The organism is Komagataeibacter europaeus, from assembly GCF_002173515.1.
Taxonomy (GTDB): Bacteria; Pseudomonadota; Alphaproteobacteria; order Acetobacterales; family Acetobacteraceae; genus Komagataeibacter; species Komagataeibacter europaeus.
On sequence record NZ_CP021467.1, the window covers coordinates 2,137,630 to 2,157,632 of the forward strand.

The window sequence follows — 20,003 nt, forward strand, 5'->3', positions numbered from 1 at the left end:
GCGCCGCCCTGTCCTGCTGACATGGCCATGCCGACGCATGCGGTCAAGTCGTAGCCGACATATCCGGCGCATACCGGTCCAGTAGCGTAGCAGGCAGAATGTCAACGCGCACGCCCTCCGTCCAGACCAGTACGCACACCACCCGCCTGCCGGGATAGACCCCGCGCAACAGGGCGCGGTAGGCTGCCATCTGCCGCAGGTACAGCACCGGCGTCCTGTCAACGTCCGCAGGCGGCGTGCGGTTTGTCTTGAAATCGCACACCGTCACCGTATCCGCGCTGACCGCCATGCGGTCCACCTGCCCCACGATCACCTGCTGGCCCACGATACCGGCCAGCGGCTGTTCCGCCCGGCTGCCGGGGGCAAACAGAGCGGCAAGCCGGGGCATGCCCATGACCGCAAGCACCTGTTCCACCAGTGTCTCACACTGCGCGGGGTCCAGCCCCGCCGCCGGGCGCGACAGCCACGACCAGGCAAGTTCCGCCCGTTCATCCGCAGGGCAGTCCGGCAGGTACTGCAACAGGGCATGCACCAGTTGCCCGCGTTGCAGGGCACGGGCGCGCTGGCCGGCCGGGTCGGCGCGGTCCCTTACGGTGGTTGCGGACACCAGTGGCGACCGCACGGCGGGCTGCGGGCCAAGGGCGACATCATCGGGACGACTGGGGGCGAGCGGTCGGGCAAGCGGTCCTTCCATGACCGGCATCACGGGACGCCACAGCGGGGCATGGCCCATCCATTTCGGCAGGGCGGGCGCGGGTGCCGGTGCCGCCGGGCCATTATCAGCGCGGGCGGCCCGCGCAGGCGGGACCGTGCGCGCTTCCTCCAGCACCAGGCTTTCCCCCTCCCAGCCAAGGTCGAAAGGCCGTGCCGCGGCCCCTGCACTTTCAAACCCCTGGCGGCACAGGTCATACCAGCAGCCATCGGGCACGCCACGACGGGGTTCCCACCCACAGATCACCAGCCGGTCGCTGGCCCGGGTCAGGGCGACATAGAGCAGGCGGTTATATTCTTCCGCCGCCTCACGGCGTATCTTTTCCTGTACGGATGCCGTCACATCCGTGGCCAGTTCCCGCCGTGGCACCCATATCGGGATATCGAGTCCCGTGGTCCTGTCGGTCTCCCATAATATGTTGGTGTCGGAACGCGGCGTTGCGATCGTATCGGGCAGGATGACAAGACGCGCCTGCAACCCCTTCGCCCCATGCGCGGTCATGACACGCACCATGTTGGCCGAGGCATCGGGTTCATGCCGCACGGTTTCATCCGATGCATTCAGCCAGTGCAGGAACCCCTGCAGGGAAATGGCGTGCGTCTCCTCAAACCGCAGGGCGGCGGACAGCAGTTCGTCAACCGGTTCCACCGCTTCCGGCCCCAGTCGGGCCAGCAGCCGGGCGCGACCGCTCAGCGGGCCAAGGGCTTCGGCCAGAAGCTGATAGGGCGTGGCATAATCAACCTGCCGGAACAGGGTGTTGAGGATATGCCACGCCGCCGACCAGTCGGGCCGTTCCGCATGACGCACGCGCAGCACCGCCCACAGCGGCTGCCCGTCACGCCCCGTCGCCAGATGCATGAGCGAGTCGTCATCCAGCCCGCCAATGGGGGATGTCAGCACGCAGGCCAGCGTCAGGTCATCCTGCGGCAGCAGCAGCGCCGCGCACAGCGCCATGAGATCCTGCACGGCAAGCTGGTCGGTCAGCACGGTGCGCACCAGTGTCGCCACCGGCACGTCATTGCTTTTCAGCGCGCGGATCAGCGCGCGGGCAAAGGCAGAGCGACGCGGCACGAGGATCAGCACGTCACCGGGCGCCAGCGGCGCTTCCCCCGGCGCGGGCGGCGCGCGCAATTGCCCGGCGATCCAGCCCGCCAGTGTATCGGCCAGGCGCTGCTGGGCCGTGGACTGCCCGGCGTTACGGGTCGGGGCCATCCACGGGCTTATGTCCGTCTCGTCAGGTTCCACCGGCACGGGTGGCCAGATTTCCACACATCCCCCCTGTCCCGGCCGGGCGGTGACATGGGCGGGAATGGTGCCGTCGGGTTCCACCACGCCACGGGCGGCGGCGGGATTGGCGAACACGCTGTCCACCAGTTTCAGCACCGGCGCTGTCGAACGGAAGGAAACCGTCAGCGCCGGTTCACGCCATATGGCGCGGGCGGCGGCCGCACGCTGGCGGAATTGCTGCCGCCATGCGCGGAAGGCCTCCGGGTCAGCCCCCTGGAAGGAATAGATCGACTGCTTGTAATCCCCCACCGCGAAAATGGTGCGCGGACAGCCATCGTCATCATGCGTGCCTTCGCCCGCGAAGAATTCCGCCGTAAGCCCACCGGCAATGGCCCACTGGTCGGGGGATGTGTCCTGCACCTCGTCAAGCAGCAGGTGATCGATCCCGCCATCAAGCTTGTACAGCACCCATGCCGCCCCCGGATCACGCAGCAGGTCAAGCGTGCGGTCGATCAGGTCATCATAATCGACCATGCCCTGCGCGGTCTTGCGCGTGGCGTAGCGTTCCAGCACCGGCTGGGCCACGGACAGCAGGGCACAGGTCAGTTCAAACACCGTAATGGCGCGCAACTGCTGGTCAATGCCAATGACCCGCACGGCTTCCGCGCCAAGACGGTCGGCCAGACCGGGGCAGGCGGCATCCATCTTAGGATTAAGGCCGCCCCGCCTGCGCGGCTCCCCCTTCTGCGTCAGCAGGCCACCCCGCCAAGTGGGCCAGTCCGCCGCGCGGGCGGCCACGTCCTGACCCAGCCATGCCAGCATGGTTTCCGCCTGCGCCCGGACGGTGGCCGATCCTTCCCGCGCCACGCAACGCAGTCCGTCACGCAGAATGTCCTCATCGGGGATCGTGGCGCAGGCATTGCGCAACACCGCGTCCACGCTGCGCCCGCTTATGCCCAACAGGCGCATGAGCGCCGATTCCACCCCCGCGCGATCCACCATCCACCGCCGCGCCACGGGCAGCATACGGCGCGACTGGGCCTGCAGCCGGGCGATCAGCGCGGTAAAGTCCCCCACCCCGATCTGCCCCGCCAGCATGGCGACGGCGGGACCGCCCTGCCCCACCACGTCCTCCACCGCCGCGCGCTGCGCCAGGCGGGCGTCGGTTTCCTCGATCAGGGTGAAATGCGGGCTGATCGCCGCTTCCACCGGGAAACGCCGCAGCAGCGACTGGCAGAAGGCATGGATGGTGCCGATGCGCATGCCGCCGGGCAGGTCCAGCACGCGGGCAAACAGTTCACGCGCCACGCGCCGGGTTTCCTGCCCCGTCGGCACGGACAGACGTGCAAGCTCACGGTCCAGATCCGCATCGGGCAGCATGACCCACTGGCCCAGGCGGTTCTGCAGGCGGATGGACATTTCCGCCGCAGCCGCCTTGGTAAAGGTCAGGCACAGGATACGGCCGGGATCGCTGCCGGGCACGCGCGTCATGACGACATCGCGGTCGGGCACGTCACGTGGCAGCATGAGACGCAGAAGCCGGTCGATCAGCAGCTTGGTCTTGCCACTGCCGGCGGAAGCGGAAACGAACACCGACGCCTGCGGGTCGGACGCCGCCGCCTGGCTGCGATTGGCGATATCGATGGCGGACGCCATGCCGTCACCCTTCGTCATGGCCCTGTTCATCCGCCATTCTCCTCCCGCGCGGCACTCCATTCCGCGACACGGGCCAGATGCGCGTAATCGGCGAAGCGGGGTTCCTCCCCCGGAAAGGGATGGGACAGATAGGGCTGGTCAGGATTGTCATAGGCCTCGACCAGCGCCCGCAGTCCCGCGCGGCAGCCTGCGATCAGTTCCGTCAGTTCCGCGCCCCGCGCCACGTCCAGCACCTGCGCCGGGACATGGCCGCCGGTCAGCCGCCAGTACACCAGTTCCGCAACCGTGCCCGCGACCGGGGGTGGGAAGCCGCCGCATTCGATCATCGCGGCTTCCAGCACCAGCTGCGACTGCCAGCCTTCCATCACGCTGCGCCGGGTGGGCAACGTGCCGGTCTTGTAGTCAAACAGGCTCAGGCTGCCATCACCATGCAGGTCGATGCGGTCCGCGCGGCCCCGCAGGGTGAACGGGCCGGCGGGCAGGTCCTCCAGCCGCATCGTGCCCCCCAGTTCCGTCAGCACGGTGCGGGGGCCGCCGGTGGCGCGGCGTGTTTCCTCGGCCTGCGCGCACCATGCCGCGATCCGGTCCAGCCGGGGCGCCCACCATGCCGCAAGGGCGGGCCGCAGGTCGGCCTTACGCAATACATCGGCAAAGACATCGCGCATGCGGGCTGCGCCATCATGCGGCCAGTCGGATGGATGGGCGCGAAACCAGCGATCCAGCGCCGCATGCACGATCTGCCCGTAATCGGCGGCATCGGCCAGTTCCTCCAGATCCGCAAGCGGGCGCAGGCGCAGGATACGCCGCGCGTAAATGGCGTAGGGGTCGCGCATCCATGTCTCGATTTCCGTCACCGACAGGCTACGCGGGCGCAGGCCCAACGCGGGACGTGGCTGTGGCGGGGCGACAGGCATCGCCGCCCCCTGTGGCCGGTCCAGACTGTCCAGCCAGCGCAGCGCCGGATGCGCCGGCAGGCCGTGGCCGTGGCCCGCCAGATACGCATCCAGCCGCACCAGCCACCGCGCGGGCACGGTTGGCGCGCCCTGCCGCCGCGCGGCCAGCGACAGCACCACGTTGGGCGCGGCGCAGGCACAGGACACGAAATCATGCGCGGCCTGACCGATCGCCCATTCAGGCGAAGGCAGGCCGACGCGCGTGCGCATTGGGCGGCTCATCCACGGTCCCGGATCGGTCGCGAGGGGCCATACGGTTTCAACCAGGCCGCCGAGCACGATGGTATCCGCCGTCTGCAGCCGGGCTTCCAGCAGGCCCCAGATGAACACGCGCGGATGCACCGCCGTGCCCTCGCGCCCGCGCACGGCGCGCCGTCCCTGCACCATCATGCCGGCAAGGGAGGACGCCAGCAGCCCGTCCAGCGCGCCCACGCGCGCATCGGGCAATACATCGCACCATGCCAGCATCGCACTCATGTGCTGACCCAGCGCATTACCTTCCTCGCCCGCCCACAGCCGCTCCGCCCCATCCACCGTATCGGTCGTGGCCAGCGCCTGCGCGGTTTCCACCAGTGCGGCCAGCAGGACGGAAACCGGCACCAGCGTGCTGCACGGCAGGGCCAGCAGCGGGCCGAAGGCTGTTTCCAGACGGTCAAGGAACGCGTTTATTTCCTCCGGCGCATCAGGCGCGTCGGCCAGTGCGCCATGCGGGTCATCGGCCGCGCGCGCCAGCGCGCTGCGCAGGCCCGCGATACCCGGCGGCGGCGCAGGCCCGCGCAGGACAAGACGTTCAAGCTGGCGCGCGCTGGCGCGACAGTTGCCCGGTGACAGCCCGCACGCCGCCAGCGGATGCTTGATGACGGACAGAAGGGCGACAGGCGACAGCCCGCCATCCACCGCCTGCACGATCAGCCGCAGGAAGGCGGTCTGCGGCACGGTCAGCAGGCTTTCGCCCGCGCTGTCGTCGGCAATGACGCCCCAGCGCATCAGTTCCGTCGCCACCCGCCCGGCCAATGCACGGTCCGGCGTGACAAGGGCGGCACGCCTGCCCGGCTGTTCCAGTACCTGCCGCAGCACCAGGGCGATGGCGGCGGCTTCCTCCTGCTGGTCGGCGCTGCGCAGGACCGACAGGCCATCGGCCGCCACGGGCGCATCCGGCGCACGCCAGCGATCCAGCGCACGGGCGGGCAGCAATGCGCGGGCCAGCAGGCTGGCGCGCGGGACGGGACTGCTGGCCACGCCGCCATCGTTCAGGGTGTCCCACTGTTCCATACAGGCACGTTCGATGCCCAGTTCGGCCAGCATATGCGCCGTGCCCGCCTGCGGGTGGTCGGGCGGCAGGTGCTGCCAGACATCATCATCGCAATCCATGTCCACGCCGGGCAGCACCAGCAACCCGTCGGGCAGGGACATGACGGCGCGCAGCATGGCGATGGTGGAGGGCACGGCATCGGAAAAACCGGCGGCCCATATGGGGTCACCCGCTGGCGGGGGCGTTTCCGTCCACCGCGCGGCCTGTGCGTGCAGCAGGGCCGTCTGGCGGGCGACAGGGTTCATCACCCCCTGTTCCGCCAGCCATGCGGGCCACACGCTGGTGACGATGGACAGGAATTTCAGCGTCTGGTGCCAGTGCTGGGCAAAATCACCGTCCGCAGCATGGGACAGGCGTTCACACAGGTCGCATTCCGCCCATTCCGCCTCATCCATCAGGTCCGCCAGGGCGCGCGCCAGCGGCCAGGCCTGGTCCACGCCCTGCACATCGCCAAACGCCTTGCCCGCCTGCATGACCAGCAGCGTCAGCGTCGCCAGCCGCCGCACGGGATCGACCGCGGGCGGCAGGTCCAGCGCACTGCACCCCGACAGCGCCAGCGATGCCTCGTCCAGTGCCGCGATGGGCGCGATACGGGGCAGCAGGATGGGGCGGCCATCCACCTGCCGCACGAACGCCTCGGTCAACGCACGGGCGGCACGGCGGCTGGGCAGCAGGATCAGGCCATTGCCACAGGCCTGCGGGTCATGACCCGCCTGTTCCAGCCAGCGGGCGGCGATCTGGTCAACAAATGGCACATGCGGCGGCACGACCGCCGCACGCCCCCGCACGCAGTCGGCCGTGGCGTCGGTCATATATCGTTATCCGAATCCGGGTTCAGGGCGGAATGCAGCACGCGCTCCGCCGCATCGATATCGGCGGGACGGGACAGGTGGAACCACAGCGAATCGTGCACGATCACCCCAAGCCTGCCCGCCGCCATCGCGCGGTCCCACAGCCGGTTCATGCTGAACCCGCCTTCCGGCGCGCCATCAAACAGCGCGGGGGAGACAATCTGCACGCCCGTAAAGACATAAGGCGTGATTTCCCCCGCACGCGGGCGACGCGGCACGCCATGCGCGTTCACCGCGAAATCCCCATGCCCGACTTCCCCCACCGCGCGCGTCATCGCGCCCAGCAGCAGCATGGCGTCCATGCGTTCGGGATCGAACGCCGCCGCCAGACGGCGCAGCGCGGGCACCGGACCGTTGAGCCACATGGCGTCGCCATTGAGCAGGAAGAACGGCCCCGGCCCCAGTTGTCCGGCCCGCAGGGCGGCCGCCGCACTGCCCCCGGTTTCCAGCAGGGCGGGTTCGGGCTGTTCAATCGTCACCGGCCCGCGATGGGCGGCACGGCGGGCGGCAAGGGCGGCATGGATATCATCGGGCCGCCAGTGGGCATTGACCACCACCTGCTGCACGCCACAGGCCTCCAGCCGGTCCAGCACATGATCGAGAATGGGCTGGCCCGCCACGCGCAGCAGCGGCTTGGGCATCGATTCGCTCAGCGGTCGCATCCGCCGCCCCAGACCTGCGGCAAAAACCATGGCGGTACGGGGCATGTTCACGCCCATGATGCATCTCCTGTCCCGAAAACGGCTGACTGCGCCAGCCGCGTATCCCATCCCTCCAGCCGGGCGACCCGCCCGCCCGTCGCATCCGGCGCAAGGGTAATACGCAACGCATCAGCGGGGGCAAGCGTGCCCAGGCGCTGCGGCCATTCCACAAGGACAATGCCTTCACGCGCATCATCCCAGCCAAGTTCGTGCACGCCCTCCGGCCCGTCCAGCCGCCACAGGTCGAAATGCGCGACCTCCGCCGCCGGCGCGTCATAGACCTGCACCAGTGTGTAGGACGGGCTTGGCACCTCCATGTCCGCATCCCCGCACAGGGCGCGCAGCAGGGCGCGCGCCAGCGTGGTCTTGCCAGCGCCCAGATCCCCTTCCAGCAATACGCAGTCCCCCGCACGCAGCACGTTGGCCAGCGCATGGCCAAGGGCTGTCGTGGCCTGTGTGTCGGGCAGGGCAATTTCACGCATTGGCGGTCCCGTCCCCTGCTTTTGCACGATTATCTGTCATGGACCGATTGTGCCTTCCCCTGCCGTCCACGCACAAGGGGCGATGGAAAGGATGCGCCAAAGCGCTTGCACCAATGCAGACAACAACGCAAAACCGCACGTGACATAGGCCTGTAGCAAGGCCACGGATTGCGGAACACCAGAACCGGACATGACCATGCCCTCCCCCACCCATACCACCGATGTCGCCATTATCGGCGCGGGCCCCGCAGGCCTGTTCGCCGCGTTTGAATGCGGGATGCTCAAGCTTGGCTGCATCATCATTGATGCGCTGGATGAAATCGGGGGGCAGTGCACCGCGCTGTATCCCGAAAAGCCGATTTACGACATTCCCGCCCACCCTGCCATTGAAGGTGGCGCGCTGATCGAAGCGCTTGACCGCCAGATCGCCCCCTTTGACGTGCCCCGCCTGCTGGGCCGCCGGGTGGAACGGCTGGAGGGCACGCGTGGCGGTTTCGTGCTGGGCACGTCCAGCGGCGATGTCATTGCAGCGCGCGCGGTCATTATCGCGGCAGGGGCCGGCGCGTTCGGCCCCAACCGTCCCCCGCTGGAAGGACTGGACGCGTTCGAGCAGACAGGCGGCGTGCAGTATTTCGTCCGCCGCCGCGCCGATTTCGCGGACAGGGACGTGCTGATCGCGGGCGGCGGCGATTCAGCGGTGGACTGGGCGCTGGCCCTGCGCGACGTGGCGCGCAGCGTGAAGCTGGTGCACCGGCGCGACCGTTTCCGCGCGGCGCCCGAAAGCCTGCGCCAGCTTGATGACGCCGTGGCACTTGGTCAGGTGGAAAAGATCATCGGCTACCAGCTACACGGCCTGCATGGCGCGCAGGGGCGGCTGACCGGCGTGGATCTTGCGACGCTGGATGGCACGGTGCGGCATGTGACCTGCGATCACCTGCTGCCCTTCTTCGGGCTGGCGACCGATCTTGGCCCGATCGCGCAATGGGGGCTGGACACCATACGCGGCACCATTCCCGTCACCCCATCAACCTGTGAAAGCAGCCTGCCCGGCATTTTTGCCGTGGGCGATGTCGCGACCTATCCCGGCAAGCTGAAACTGATCCTGCAGGGCTTTACCGAAGGGGCCATGGCCGCCCACGCCATCCACCCCATCGTCCACCCCGATACGGCGCTGCATTTTGAATACTCGACCAGCAAGGGCGTGCCCGCAGGCTGATTTCTGCCATCCCGTGCTGTCATAACAGAAACGGTTGACCATTGCGGCGCTGTGGCGCATCCCCGGTGTGTTGATGATGGAAGTAAGGATGAAACTGTGAAAGTTATCGTTCTGGGCGCAGGCGTGGTGGGTGTCACGGCGGCATGGTACCTGGCCAAGGCCGGGCATGAAGTCACGGTCGTGGACCGCCAGCCCGCTGCGGCACTGGAAACCTCCTTTGCCAATGCGGGACAGATTTCACCGGGTTTTTCCGCTCCGTGGGCGGAACCGGCCCTGCCGCTGAAGGTATTGCGGTGGATGGCCAGCCGCCACGCGCCCATCGTGGTCCGCCCGCGTATCGATTTCGCCATGATGCGCTGGATCGAGCAGCTGCTGGCCAACTGCAACGCGCATGACTACGACATCAACAAGTCCCGCATGCTGCGCATTGCGGAATACAGCCGTGACTGCCTTGACGCCCTGCGCAAGGATACCGGCATTACCTATGATGATGAGCAGCGTGGCCTGATCCAGCTTTTCCGCACGCAAAAGCAGGTTGACCATGCCGCCCGCGACATGTCCCTGCTGGATCAGGCTGGCATTGCCCACGAATTCCTCAGCCCGGATGAAATCGCCAGGCACGAACCCGGCCTGATGGAAAACCGGCACCTGTTCAAGGGCGGCCTGCGCCTGCCGGGTGACGAATCGGGCGACTGCCACATGTTCACCCAGCGCCTGGCCCAGAAGGCGGAACAGGAACTGGGCGTCACCTTCCATTATGAAACCACGATCGAGGCGCTGGACGCCTCGGCCACCGACATTTTTGGTGTCCGCACATCGGCCGGCCGCATGACGGCGGATGCCTATGTCGTGTCCATGGGCAGCTATTCGCCGCTGCTGCTGCGCCCGCTCGGGCTGCACCTGCCGGTCTATCCCACCAAGGGATATTCCCTGACACTGCCGGTGACCGACGCTGCACGCGCGCCGGTTTCCACCGTCAATGATGCGACGTACAAGGTCTCGATCACCCGTCTGGGCGACCGTATCCGTATTGGCGGCACGGCGGAACTGGCCGGTTACAACCTGCGCCTGCGCCGTGACCGGCGCGAACTGCTGGAACTGTCGTTTTCGGAACTGTTCGGCGCCAGCGGCGACATGTCACAGGGGGCGTACTGGACCGGACTGCGGCCCAGCACACCCGACGGCACGCCGGTCATCGGGCCGGCTGGACGGTTTTCCAACCTGTGGCTCAATACCGGCCATGGCACGCTGGGCTGGACCATGGCGTGCGGGTCGGGCCGCGTGCTGGCTGACAGGATGAGCGGCAAGCGCACCGAAATCCCCTGCCTGGACCTGTCGCTGGACCGTTACACCACAGCCTGAAAGCACTGTTTAAAAACAGAAAGTTTTCGGGCGCCGCCTTTTTCCAAAAAGGCGGCGTCCCCTCAGACCCCTTGCAAGAAGCTTCACCAGAATCTTCCGTATGATCTACCCGGCATTCCCCTTGGGCAGACTGTTCAGCCTGCTGGCGTCAGATCATAAAAAAAGCCCGGTTTGATACCGGGCTTTTTTCTTGGCTGTCCTGACCGGGATGACATGCCCCCGGTCAGAATGCGACAGTAATTACTGCGCAGCCGGAGCAGCAGGCGCTGCATCCGTGGATTCAGCCGCCTTCTTCGCACCATGATGGTGACCACCGCGGTGATGACCACCGTGATGCTTTGCCTTCTTGGCGCCAGCTTCCGCCGGAGCGGCACCTTCAGATGCGTCAGGGGCATGTTCGGGTGCGGAAACGGCCGGGGTGGTCGGCTCGGCAGTCTGGGCCATGACGGGAGCGGCCACGCCCATGACGGCAACAGCGGACAGGGCGGCAACGAAGCGACGGGGGAAAACGATCATATAAAAATACTCCAACAAATCAGGAATTCTGATCCCAATGCCTGCAGCGGGCGACGAATCGGTACACCCGGGCTGGCCTCCCTGCTGTAACATGCTGCCGGGAGGGCGTCTCGGATTAAAATTCTTAAATTTGTTAGTAATGTCTTACTTTTGCCCTACGGTGACCGCAATCTCAAGAACTTAAACGTAACTAAAGATTGCAGCCACCCCGGGGCCAGACCGTCAGGTCAGTCAACCGCGCCCGAACGTTCGCGCTTCTTGCGTTCGTGCGGATCGAGATAGCGCTTGCGGATACGCACGGCGGACGGCGTGACCTCGACAAGTTCATCATCCTCGATATAGGCGATGGCCTGTTCCAGGTTCATCTTGCGCGGCGGGATCAGCAGCAGGGCCTCGTCCTTGCCTGCGGCACGGATGTTGGTCAGCTTCTTTTCACGGATCGGGTTTACTTCCAGATCATTCTCACGCGAATGCTCGCCGATGATCATGCCGACATAGACCTTTTCGCCCGCGTCAACGAACAGCGTGCCACGGTCCTGCAGCGAGAACAGCGAATACTGCGTGGTCGCGCCATCTTCGGACGAGATCAGCGAGCCGTTACGACGGCCAGCGATCGGCCCGACATAGGGCTGGTAGCCATGGAACAGGCGGTTCATGATGCCCGAACCGCGTGTATCGGTCAGGAATTCACCGTGATAGCCGATCAGCCCGCGTGACGGGATCAGGAAGCTCAGGCGCACCTTGCCGCCGCCGGACGGCTGCATGTCCTGCATGATGCCCTTGCGCAGCGCCATCTTTTCAACCACGACGCCCGAATACGGCTCGTCCACGTCGATCAGGACTTCCTCGAACGGCTCTTCGCGTTCACCGGTTTCCTCGTTGGTGCGGAACAGCACGCGGGGACGGCCGATGGTCAGTTCAAAGCCTTCACGACGCATCTGCTCGATCAGGACGCCAAGCTGCAGTTCGCCACGGCCCGCAACCTCGAACGCCTCGCTCTCGGGGCTTTCGGACACGCGGATGGCGATGTTGCCTTCGGTTTCCTTGAACAGACGGTCACGGATCTGGCGCGACGTGACCTTCTTGCCTTCACGGCCACCCAGCGGACCGTCATTGAGGCGGAAGGTCATGGACAGCGTCGGCGGATCAACCGGGGTGGAGGGCAGCGGTTCCTTGACTTCGGGGGCGGCGATCGTCTCGGGAATCGTCGCTTCGGACAGACCGGCCACGGCCACGATGTCACCGGCTTCCACTTCCTCGACCGGCACGCGGTCCAGACCACGGAAGGACAGCAGCTTGGTCAGGCGGCCGGTTTCCACAACCGAGCCATCGGGACGCAGCACATGCACCGGCATGTTCATCTTCGCCACGCCCTGCTCGACACGGCCGGTCAGCACGCGACCAAGGAAGTTGTCGTTTTCCAGGATGGTGGCGACCATCGCGAACGGCGCGTCCTTGTTCACCTTCGGCGGCGGCACATGGCGCAGGATCAGGTCGAACATGGGAGAGAGATCCTTGCGCGGACCATCAATCTCGGTATCGGCCCAGCCCTGACGGCCCGACGCATACAGCATGGGGAAATCAAGCTGCTCGTCATTCGCGCCCAGGGCTGCGAACAGGTCGAAGATCTCGTTATGGACTTCATCGGGACGGGCGTCGCCACGGTCGATCTTGTTCACGACCACGATCGGCTTCAGGCCGCGCGCCAGCGCCTTGCCCACGACAAACTTCGTCTGCGGCAGCGCGCCCTCGGCGGAGTCGACCAGCACGACCGCGCCGTCAACCATGCTCAGGATACGCTCGACCTCGCCACCGAAATCGGCATGGCCCGGGGTGTCGATGATGTTGATGCGGGTATCTTTCCACACAACCGACGTACACTTGGCCAGGATCGTGATGCCACGCTCACGCTCCAGGTCATTGCTGTCCATGGCGCGTTCGGCCACGTGCTGGTTGTCACGGAAGGAACCGGACTGTTTCAGAAGCTGGTCGACCAGTGTGGTCTTGCCATGATCGACGTGCGCGATAATGGCGATATTGCGGATATCCATAAGTGCTCTTGACCTGACTTTCCTTGGCGGACGCCATAAGGGGCGCGGCGGCACATACGGGGGGCACCCGTGCGTGCGGCGGCGGAATGGGTGGCTGCTGCCTGCGTAGATAATGCGGAAGGGCGCGGATTGCACGCGAAACTTCGTGCCCGCACCCATCACACGACCGGCAGGATGCGCCCTGTGGATCAGAAATCCATGTCCTGACGCATGTTCATGAGCGGGCGCGCCCCGTAATGCGAGATCACTTCCGATGCCGCGACACTGCCCAGACGCCCGCATTCGGCCAGCGTCCGGTCCGATGTCCAGCCGGCAAGGAAGCCTGCGGCATAGGCGTCGCCCGCCCCCGTGGTATCGACCACCTGCGTGCGCACGCTGTCGATCACGATACGCTGCTGGTCCTGAATGATGACGCTGCCACGCTCCGACCGGGTCAGGACGGCGAAATGCGTATCGGCCGAGACAAGGCGGGCCGCCTCGTCAAAATCATCGGTCTGGTACAGGGCGCAGATCTCGTCCTCGTTGGCGAACAGGATGTCGATATGCCCGCGCACGAGTTCATGGAAGGCATGGCGGTGACGGTCCACGCAGAAACGGTCGGACAGCGAAAGGGCGACCTTGCGCCCCGCTTCATGCGCGATACGGGCGGCGGTGCGGAAGGCTTCCTGCGCATCCGGCGGATCGAACAGGTAGCCTTCCATGTAGATGACCTTGGACGCGCAGACGACATCCGCCAGCACGTCTTCGGGGCTGAAGGTGACGCATGCGCCCAGATAGGTGTTCATGGTGCGCTGGCCATCAGGCGTGACCAGGATGATGCAGCGCGCGGTGGGGTGGTTTTCCCCCGCATCGCCCTGCAGCGGGGAAGACGGGAAATACACGCCCGCCGCCTGCATGTCGGCGGCAAAGGCCTGTCCCGGCGCATCCGCCGCCACCTTGCCCAGATACGCCACGCGCGCGCCCATGTTGGACGCCACGACACAGGTGTTGGCGGCAGACCCGCCACCCATTTCCTTTTCACGCCTGATCTGGCCATACAGCGCCTTCGCGCGGTCGGCGTCGATCAGCATCATGCTGCCCGGTGTCATGCCGTTATTCTGCGGGAAGGCCGCGTCCACCGGTGCCAGGACATCAACAATCGCATTACCGATACCCAGCAGATCAAACCGGCATTCCGCCGCCTGTCCCGAATTTTCCATTCTTCTGTTCCACTACCCGTCATTAAACAGTCATGTTCGCGGGCATGGCGTAGCTGCGCCACGAAATAACCCATTTTTTCCCGCTTGATATGGCCCATCGCTATCATTGGCGGGTAAGCGGCGCAATGCATGATGTTTTTTATGTACCGCTGTTCCCCTTAACGCCCCTTGTCGGCATGATGGGGGTGCGTATAACCGTTTGAAGGGGGCTGCGGCCTGCAACCAGCCCGAAAGCGTATCTTCCAGTTTCCGGGATGCACCACGTCCCGATACAGCATAACCAAGCGGGGTAATATTGTTTAGACGACGCAAGCCAGCAGAAACCCAGCCAGCCGCCCCGACGACGCCCCCCGCGCAGCAGCCGGGCCGACCAGCCTCAGGCGGTGGCTCCTCTCCCTCACCCCAACCTGCCAGCAAGGAAAATACATCCATGGCCCGTCCCCCCTTCCCGCCCACGCCCAACGCCCCTCCCGGACCTGGCGGGGCACGTCCCGGTGCACCGGGGGCTACGGCCGCCAAAAAGGAAAATGACCGCCGCACCCTGGTCGTGGGCCGTGGCATCAGCGTGCAGGGAACCATTCAGGACGCCGAGCGCCTGGTTGTGGAAGGGACGGTTGAATCCTCCCTGATCAACGCATCCGAACTCCAGATCGCGCAGGGCGGCGTGTTCAAGGGTGAAGTCGAGGTTGAGGACGCTGAACTGGCGGGCACGATCGACGGCACGCTGACGGTGCGTGGCAGCCTGACCATCCGTTCGACCGGTCGCCTGCTGGGCAAGGCCAAGTGCCGTCGCCTGAAGGTGGAAGATGGCGGCCAGGTCACCGGCCAGCTTGAAATGATCACCACCCCCGGTGCGCCGCCAGCAGCCCCGGCGGCGCCTGCCGCGGCACCCGCCGCGCCGCCGCGCCCGGCTGCGGGCTAGGAAGTCCGATCCGCCCGCATCCTGTCGGGCGGATACAAAAAAACGCCAGTGGCAGCAATGCCCTGGCGTTTTTTAATGCAATCCCCAAAAACTGCCGAAACAATTTCCCTGTGGGACGACATCCCGCAAATCGTAAGGAAGTTTTTTGGTGAAGCCTTTTTTCAAAAAGGGGGCACCCGAAAACTTCCATCGCATTTCATCAAGACGTTATCTTGAAAAAATCCCTGACAGGAAAAGGTTCAGGCCACGTTATCGCGACGGTCGCGCAGTTTGACATAGGCAAGCTGCGCATGTTCCGCGCAGTACGGTTTGCCCGGCAATGGGGTGGCCCCACAGAAATGGAAGCCCGGCGTGCCCGGATCACCCAGCGGCCAGCAACAGGACTGGCTGCTGCGCCGACGTGGCTCACTGACCGGACGCAGGGCAGCTTTCGCCGTGGCTCGGGGCTGCGCACGGGTGGCGCGGGGTGCGGGGGCCGCATCCTCTGACACGGGGGCTGCCGCCGCGGGCTTGGGCTGTGGTGCGGGCGTGGGGGCCGCCTGCGCTTTGGCGGGGGCCTTTTCCGGTGCCGGGACGGCGGCCGCTACCGGGGCTGCCGTAACTTCGGGTTTTGGAGGGGCTTGCGTGCTTTCGGTAGCGGCAGGGGCCGCCGTGGCTTCCACTGTCGTGGCGGCTGGCGCAGGGGCTGCCTTCGCCGCACGCCGGATGGGCGATGGACGCGGCTTGAGGCCCAGACGGTGCGCCTTGCCAACCACCGCGTTCTTGGTAACGGATAGCTGACGGCCGATTTCTGCGGTCGATAAGCCCTGCTGCCACAGATCACGCAGGCGCGCGATCGTCTCCTCGGTCCATTCCATCGCCATCGTTCTGCACTCCTTACGCGGAATGGTGGGAAATTAGGCTTATACTCTGTCTGGCTCAACTGCCATGATACAGAATCTTGTGGACAGTTCTGCGCATAACCTGTTTGCAACCCCGGTAAAACGCGACCGGGGCCATAAACCGGATCAGTCGTGAATCAGCCTGACCTTCCCACCATCGACGCCCATGGTCAGGTGTCCTGCCTTGAGTTCACGCGCCAGCTTGCCAAATACCTCGTTACGCCAGCCATGAAAGGCGGGAATATCCGCCGCGTCATCCAGCGCGAAACGATCCAGATCCTCGGACGAGGCCACCAGCTTGGGCGCCACACGATGCGTTTCGCAACAGGTGGCCAGCAGTACCTTGAGCAGCGCGATCAGGGCCGGCGAAGGACGCTGCGCATCCTTTGCCCGTCCTTTGGGTAAGCGCGGCAGGGCCGCTTCCGGTTCCATGACCGCCTGCGCCACGGTTTCCAGCAGCGCCTGACCGCTGCGCCCTTCGGCAAAGCCGCGCGACACGCCCCGCACGCGGGCCAGCGCATCGACCGTGGCGGGCGCGGTTGCCGCGATTTCCATCAGGCTTTCATCCTTGAGCAACCTCTGGCGCGGCACATTGACGCGCTGCGCCTCCCCCTCGCGCCATGCGGCGACGGCACGCAATATGCCCAGCATCCTGCGGTTATTGGTGCGCGGGCGCATCTTTTCCCACAATGTCAGCGGGTCAGGACGGAACGTGGTGGGATTGTTCAGGATATCCAGTTCGGCCGCGACCCAGTCCAGACGCCCTTCACGTTCCAGCTGGACCAGCAGCTTTTCATAAACCAGCCGCAGATAGGTGACGTCGGCCGCCGCGTACCCGATCTGGGCCGGGGAAAGCGGACGCGCCGCCCAGTCGGAAAAACGGTGTGACTTGTCAATCTGCACCCCCAGCAGGGAGGAAACGAGATTGTCATACCCCACCTGGTCGCCATATCCCGCCACCATGGCCGCGACCTGCGTATCGAACAGGGCGGCCGGCAGGCGGTCAAACAGATGCAGGAAGATTTCCAGGTCCTGCCGCGCGGCATGGAACACCTTGACCACGCTGGCATCATCCAGCAGCGCGCCAAGGGGGGACAGGTCGATGCCCGGCGCGGTCGTATCGATCACCACCACGTCCTTTTCCCCGGCCAGCTGCACCAGGCACAGTTCGGGCCAGTAAGTACGTTCGCGCACGAATTCGGTGTCGATCGTCACAAATGGCTCATGCCGCAGTCGCGCGGTTACAGCCTCAAGCTCCGCTGTGGTGGTTACCAGCACAGGGGCGGAAAATTCGGGTCGGGATACACGTGCCATGCGGTGCAGTTATCATGCCTGTGCCCTGTTGCGAAAGCGGGGAAAACCGCATGACGCCCCCCTGCATTTCCGTTGACGGCGCCCCGCCCCTTCCGGCATCAGCCACATATTCCTTTTCCATTCCTGACGGACCCCAGATGAACACCCGCCCCACCCACGATGATGGCAGCCAGTTCCTGACCCAGCTGGGCCAGAATACCCGCCAGCCCAACAGCCCTGAAGAAGCCCGGCTGGAACGCGTGCCCGCGCCCGAACGCGGGCGGAACTATGTCGTGCGCTTTACCGCGCCGGAATTCACATCGCTCTGCCCCGTTACGGGACAGCCGGATTTCGCGCATATCGTCATCGACTACATTCCTGATGAATGGATTGTGGAAAGCAAATCGCTCAAGCTGTTCCTGACCAGCTTCCGCAACCATGGCGCCTTTCATGAAAAATGCTCGGTGCAGATCGCGACGACACTGGTGGACCTGCTGAAGCCAGTATGGCTGCGGATCGGGGCCTACTGGTATCCCCGTGGCGGCATGCCGATTGATGTGTTCTGGCAGACTGGTGCACCACCCGAAGGTGTGTGGATCCCGGCACAGGACGTGCCCGGCTATCGCGGTCGCGGCTGACAGGCAGGCATAAAAAAAAGCGCCCCATGCAGGGCGCTTTTTTCGGATCCATGTTTTATCCCGTCCCGGTTTCAGGGACGGGATGAACCATCAGATGGACATGGCCGGAATGGCGGACTGACCGGCTTCGATCTCGGCACGGGCCGACTGGATCTTGTCCATGAGGATATCAAGCGCGGGCACGTTCATCTTGTCCGCTTCCTCATAGGATTTTTCCAGCGCGGCAAGACGTGCTTCCGCATCGTCAACCGACACGTCTTCCACCTTCAGCGCCCGGTCGGCAAGGATGGTGCAGTGGGTCGGCGCGATATCAGCAAACCCACCCGCCACGAAGAAGCGATGCATCACGACATCACCTTCATACACATCAACCACACCACCGCGCAGTGTCAGCATAAGCGGTGCATGTTCCGGCATCGCCGCGATGTCACCTTCCGACCCCGGCATGACAACCATATCGGCATCATGCGCGAACAGCACCTTCTCCGGACTGACAATCTTGACCTTAATGGACATGGTCTATCTTCCTTGCGTCAGTAGGTCGGGGTTCAGGCCGATTCCTTCATTTTCTCGGCCTTGGCCACCGCTTCCTCGATCGCACCGACCATGTAGAAAGCGCCTTCGGGCAGGTGGTCATATTCACCAGCCACGATCGCCTTGAACGAACGCACAGTATCTTCCAGCGAAACCAGCTTGCCCGGCGCACCCGTGAACACTTCGGCCACGTGGAACGGCTGGGACAGGAAGCGCTGGATACGACGCGCACGCGCCACGATCAGCTTGTCGTCTTCCGACAGTTCGTCCATGCCCAGGATGGCGATGATGTCTTGCAGGGACTTGTAGGTCTGCAGGATACGCTGCACGTCACGCGCCACCTGATAATGCTCGTCACCGACGATCTTCGGGTCAAGCGAGCGGGAGGTGGAGTCCAGCGGGTCAACAGCCGGATAGATACCCATTTCCGCAATGGAACGGTTCAGCACCGTGGTCGCGTCAAGATGGGCGAAGGTCGCGGCGGGCGCCGGATCGGTCAGGTCATCGGCGGGGACGTAAACGGCCTGCACCGAGGTGATCGAACCCTTCTTGGTCGAGGTGATGCGTTCCTGCAGCGCGCCCATTTCCGTCGCCAGTGTCGGCTGGTAGCCCACGGCGGAGGGAATACGGCCCAGCAGCGCGGACACTTCGGCGCCAGCCTGCGTGAAACGGAAGATGTTATCGACGAAGAACAGCACGTCCTGGCCTTCGACATCGCGGAAGTATTCCGCAACCGTCACACCGGACAGGGCGACACGGGCACGCGCGCCCGGCGGTTCGTTCATCTGGCCATAGACCAGTGCCACCTTGGACCCTTCGGTCGAATCGCCCTCAAGCTTGATGACGCCCGCGTCCTGCATTTCATAATACAGGTCGTTACCTTCACGGGTACGTTCACCGACACCGGCAAAGACCGACACGCCGCCATGCGCCTTGGCGATGTTGTTGATCAGTTCCTGAATGATGACGGTCTTGCCCACGCCGGCGCCACCGAACAGACCGACCTTACCGCCCTTGAGGTACGGGCACAGCAGGTCAACCACCTTGATGCCCGTGGGCAGGATTTCGGTTGCGGCAGCCTGCTCGTCAAACGCCGGGGCGGCACGGTGAATGGGGGCGCGCCCCTTGCACGGCACCGGGCCACGGTCATCGATCGGGTCACCGATCACGTTCAGGATACGGCCCAGCGTGCCGGGACCGACCGGCACGGTGATCTGGCTGCCGGTGGCGGACACTTCTGCGCCGCGGGTCAGGCCATCAGTGGTATCCATGGCAATGCAGCGAACTTCGTGTTCACCGATTTCCTGCGCCACTTCCAGCACCAAGGTCTGGCCGTTCAGCTGAACGTGCAGTGCTTCGAGGATATGCGGCAGCGTACCCTCGAACTGAACGTCAACAACGGCGCCGCGGACCTGCGTCACGCGACCAACGACATTGCTTTTCTGCGCCTGCGTGGAGACAGGAGCCTCTTGAGTTGTGGTTTCCGACATGGGACAG

Annotated in this window: 15 protein-coding genes; 4 read left to right on the plus strand and 11 right to left on the minus strand. The window is 65.1% G+C overall.

Annotated elements, in window-relative coordinates; all coding sequences use genetic code 11:
* Nucleotides 1-43 precede the first annotated feature (43 nt).
* The 4 genes from addA to tsaE are packed head-to-tail and all read right to left on the minus strand — an operon-like array spanning nt 44 to nt 7,894.
* Nucleotides 44-3,625, minus strand: a complete 3,582-nt coding sequence (gene addA, locus S101446_RS09840) for a double-strand break repair helicase AddA (RefSeq protein ID WP_087608266.1) — start codon at nt 3,623-3,625, stop codon at nt 44-46.
* On the minus strand, nt 3,622-6,672 hold the full coding sequence (addB, locus tag S101446_RS09845; RefSeq protein WP_087608267.1) for a double-strand break repair protein AddB: 3,051 nt from the start codon (nt 6,670-6,672) through the stop codon (nt 3,622-3,624). The genes addA and addB overlap by 4 nt, the downstream gene beginning before the upstream one ends.
* Nucleotides 6,669-7,430 carry a nucleotidyltransferase family protein gene (locus S101446_RS09850; RefSeq protein ID WP_019091408.1) on the minus strand — a complete coding sequence of 254 codons (762 nt, stop codon included), beginning with the start codon at nt 7,428-7,430 and terminating at the stop codon, nt 6,669-6,671. The genes addB and S101446_RS09850 overlap by 4 nt, the downstream gene beginning before the upstream one ends.
* Complete coding sequence (gene tsaE / locus S101446_RS09855) at nt 7,421-7,894, minus strand: tRNA (adenosine(37)-N6)-threonylcarbamoyltransferase complex ATPase subunit type 1 TsaE (RefSeq protein WP_019085937.1); 474 nt, start codon at nt 7,892-7,894, stop codon at nt 7,421-7,423. Before tsaE ends, S101446_RS09850 begins: the two co-directional genes overlap by 10 nt.
* Nucleotides 7,895-8,084: 190 nt before the next feature.
* Between tsaE and S101446_RS09860 the strand changes: the two genes are divergently transcribed.
* Both S101446_RS09860 and S101446_RS09865 read left to right on the plus strand, forming a co-directional pair.
* A complete protein-coding gene (locus tag S101446_RS09860; protein WP_010508977.1) occupies nt 8,085-9,110 on the plus strand; it encodes an NAD(P)/FAD-dependent oxidoreductase in 1,026 nt (341 codons plus the stop codon).
* A 96-nt stretch (nt 9,111-9,206) separates the two neighbouring features.
* Nucleotides 9,207-10,472 (plus strand): D-amino acid dehydrogenase, encoded by a 1,266-nt coding sequence (locus tag S101446_RS09865; protein ID WP_019085935.1) that lies wholly within the window; start codon nt 9,207-9,209, stop codon nt 10,470-10,472.
* Between the two features lie 240 nt (nt 10,473-10,712).
* On the opposite strand, the gene S101446_RS09870 is transcribed toward S101446_RS09865, so the two are convergent.
* The 3 genes from S101446_RS09870 to S101446_RS09880 form a co-directional block, all read right to left on the minus strand.
* Complete coding sequence (locus S101446_RS09870) at nt 10,713-10,988, minus strand: hypothetical protein (RefSeq protein WP_019091406.1); 276 nt, start codon at nt 10,986-10,988, stop codon at nt 10,713-10,715.
* 227 nt (nt 10,989-11,215) lie between these two features.
* Entirely contained in the window at nt 11,216-13,039 is a 1,824-nt protein-coding gene (gene typA, locus S101446_RS09875; RefSeq protein WP_010508969.1) for a translational GTPase TypA, read from the minus strand.
* A gap of 188 nt (nt 13,040-13,227) precedes the next feature.
* Nucleotides 13,228-14,238 carry an adenosine kinase gene (locus S101446_RS09880; protein ID WP_087608268.1) on the minus strand — a complete coding sequence of 337 codons (1,011 nt, stop codon included), beginning with the start codon at nt 14,236-14,238 and terminating at the stop codon, nt 13,228-13,230.
* 430 nt (nt 14,239-14,668) lie between these two features.
* On the opposite strand from S101446_RS09880, the gene S101446_RS09885 reads away from it, so the two are divergent.
* Nucleotides 14,669-15,160 (plus strand): bactofilin family protein, encoded by a 492-nt coding sequence (locus S101446_RS09885; RefSeq protein ID WP_010508967.1) that lies wholly within the window; start codon nt 14,669-14,671, stop codon nt 15,158-15,160.
* Between the two features lie 239 nt (nt 15,161-15,399).
* Here S101446_RS09885 and S101446_RS09890 read toward each other — a convergent pair whose 3' ends face one another.
* Both S101446_RS09890 and rnd read right to left on the minus strand, forming a co-directional pair.
* A complete protein-coding gene (locus S101446_RS09890; protein ID WP_087608269.1) occupies nt 15,400-16,023 on the minus strand; it encodes a GcrA family cell cycle regulator in 624 nt (207 codons plus the stop codon).
* Between the two features lie 144 nt (nt 16,024-16,167).
* The gene (rnd, locus tag S101446_RS09895) at nt 16,168-17,355 is read right to left on the minus strand and encodes a ribonuclease D (RefSeq protein ID WP_010508962.1); all 1,188 of its coding nucleotides are present in this window, start codon (nt 17,353-17,355) and stop codon (nt 16,168-16,170) included.
* 137 nt (nt 17,356-17,492) lie between these two features.
* Here rnd and queF point away from each other — a divergent pair, with 137 nt between their 5' ends.
* A complete protein-coding gene (queF, locus tag S101446_RS09900) occupies nt 17,493-17,972 on the plus strand; it encodes a preQ(1) synthase (protein WP_026018634.1) in 480 nt (159 codons plus the stop codon).
* Between the two features lie 90 nt (nt 17,973-18,062).
* Here the strand turns inward: queF and atpC are convergent, their stop codons facing one another.
* Nucleotides 18,063-18,488: an ATP synthase F1 subunit epsilon gene (gene atpC, locus S101446_RS09905; RefSeq protein WP_010508957.1), complete on the minus strand. Its 426-nt coding sequence runs from the start codon at nt 18,486-18,488 to the stop codon at nt 18,063-18,065.
* A 32-nt stretch (nt 18,489-18,520) separates the two neighbouring features.
* Entirely contained in the window at nt 18,521-19,996 is a 1,476-nt protein-coding gene (atpD, locus tag S101446_RS09910) for a F0F1 ATP synthase subunit beta (protein ID WP_010508955.1), read from the minus strand.
* Nucleotides 19,997-20,003: the final 7 nt, after the last annotated feature.

Excerpts from the sequence above, each read along its gene's own strand:
- S101446_RS09880 (WP_087608268.1), bottom strand. The coding sequence starts at position 14,238 with ATGGAAAATTCGGGACAGGCGGCGGAATGCCGGTTTGATCTGCTGGGT.
- addB (WP_087608267.1), bottom strand. The coding sequence starts at position 6,672 with ATGACCGACGCCACGGCCGACTGCGTGCGGGGGCGTGCGGCGGTCGTG.
- typA (WP_010508969.1), bottom strand. The coding sequence starts at position 13,039 with ATGGATATCCGCAATATCGCCATTATCGCGCACGTCGATCATGGCAAG.
- addA (WP_087608266.1), bottom strand. The coding sequence starts at position 3,625 with ATGAACAGGGCCATGACGAAGGGTGACGGCATGGCGTCCGCCATCGAT.
- tsaE (WP_019085937.1), bottom strand. The coding sequence starts at position 7,894 with ATGCGTGAAATTGCCCTGCCCGACACACAGGCCACGACAGCCCTTGGC.
- S101446_RS09850 (WP_019091408.1), bottom strand. The coding sequence starts at position 7,430 with ATGGGCGTGAACATGCCCCGTACCGCCATGGTTTTTGCCGCAGGTCTG.
- atpC (WP_010508957.1), bottom strand. The coding sequence starts at position 18,488 with ATGTCCATTAAGGTCAAGATTGTCAGTCCGGAGAAGGTGCTGTTCGCG.
- atpD (WP_010508955.1), bottom strand. The coding sequence starts at position 19,996 with ATGTCGGAAACCACAACTCAAGAGGCTCCTGTCTCCACGCAGGCGCAG.
- S101446_RS09870 (WP_019091406.1), bottom strand. The coding sequence starts at position 10,988 with ATGATCGTTTTCCCCCGTCGCTTCGTTGCCGCCCTGTCCGCTGTTGCC.
- queF (WP_026018634.1), top strand. The coding sequence starts at position 17,493 with ATGAACACCCGCCCCACCCACGATGATGGCAGCCAGTTCCTGACCCAG.
- S101446_RS09860 (WP_010508977.1), top strand. The coding sequence starts at position 8,085 with ATGACCATGCCCTCCCCCACCCATACCACCGATGTCGCCATTATCGGC.
- rnd (WP_010508962.1), bottom strand. The coding sequence starts at position 17,355 with ATGGCACGTGTATCCCGACCCGAATTTTCCGCCCCTGTGCTGGTAACC.
- S101446_RS09890 (WP_087608269.1), bottom strand. The coding sequence starts at position 16,023 with ATGGCGATGGAATGGACCGAGGAGACGATCGCGCGCCTGCGTGATCTG.
- S101446_RS09885 (WP_010508967.1), top strand. The coding sequence starts at position 14,669 with ATGGCCCGTCCCCCCTTCCCGCCCACGCCCAACGCCCCTCCCGGACCT.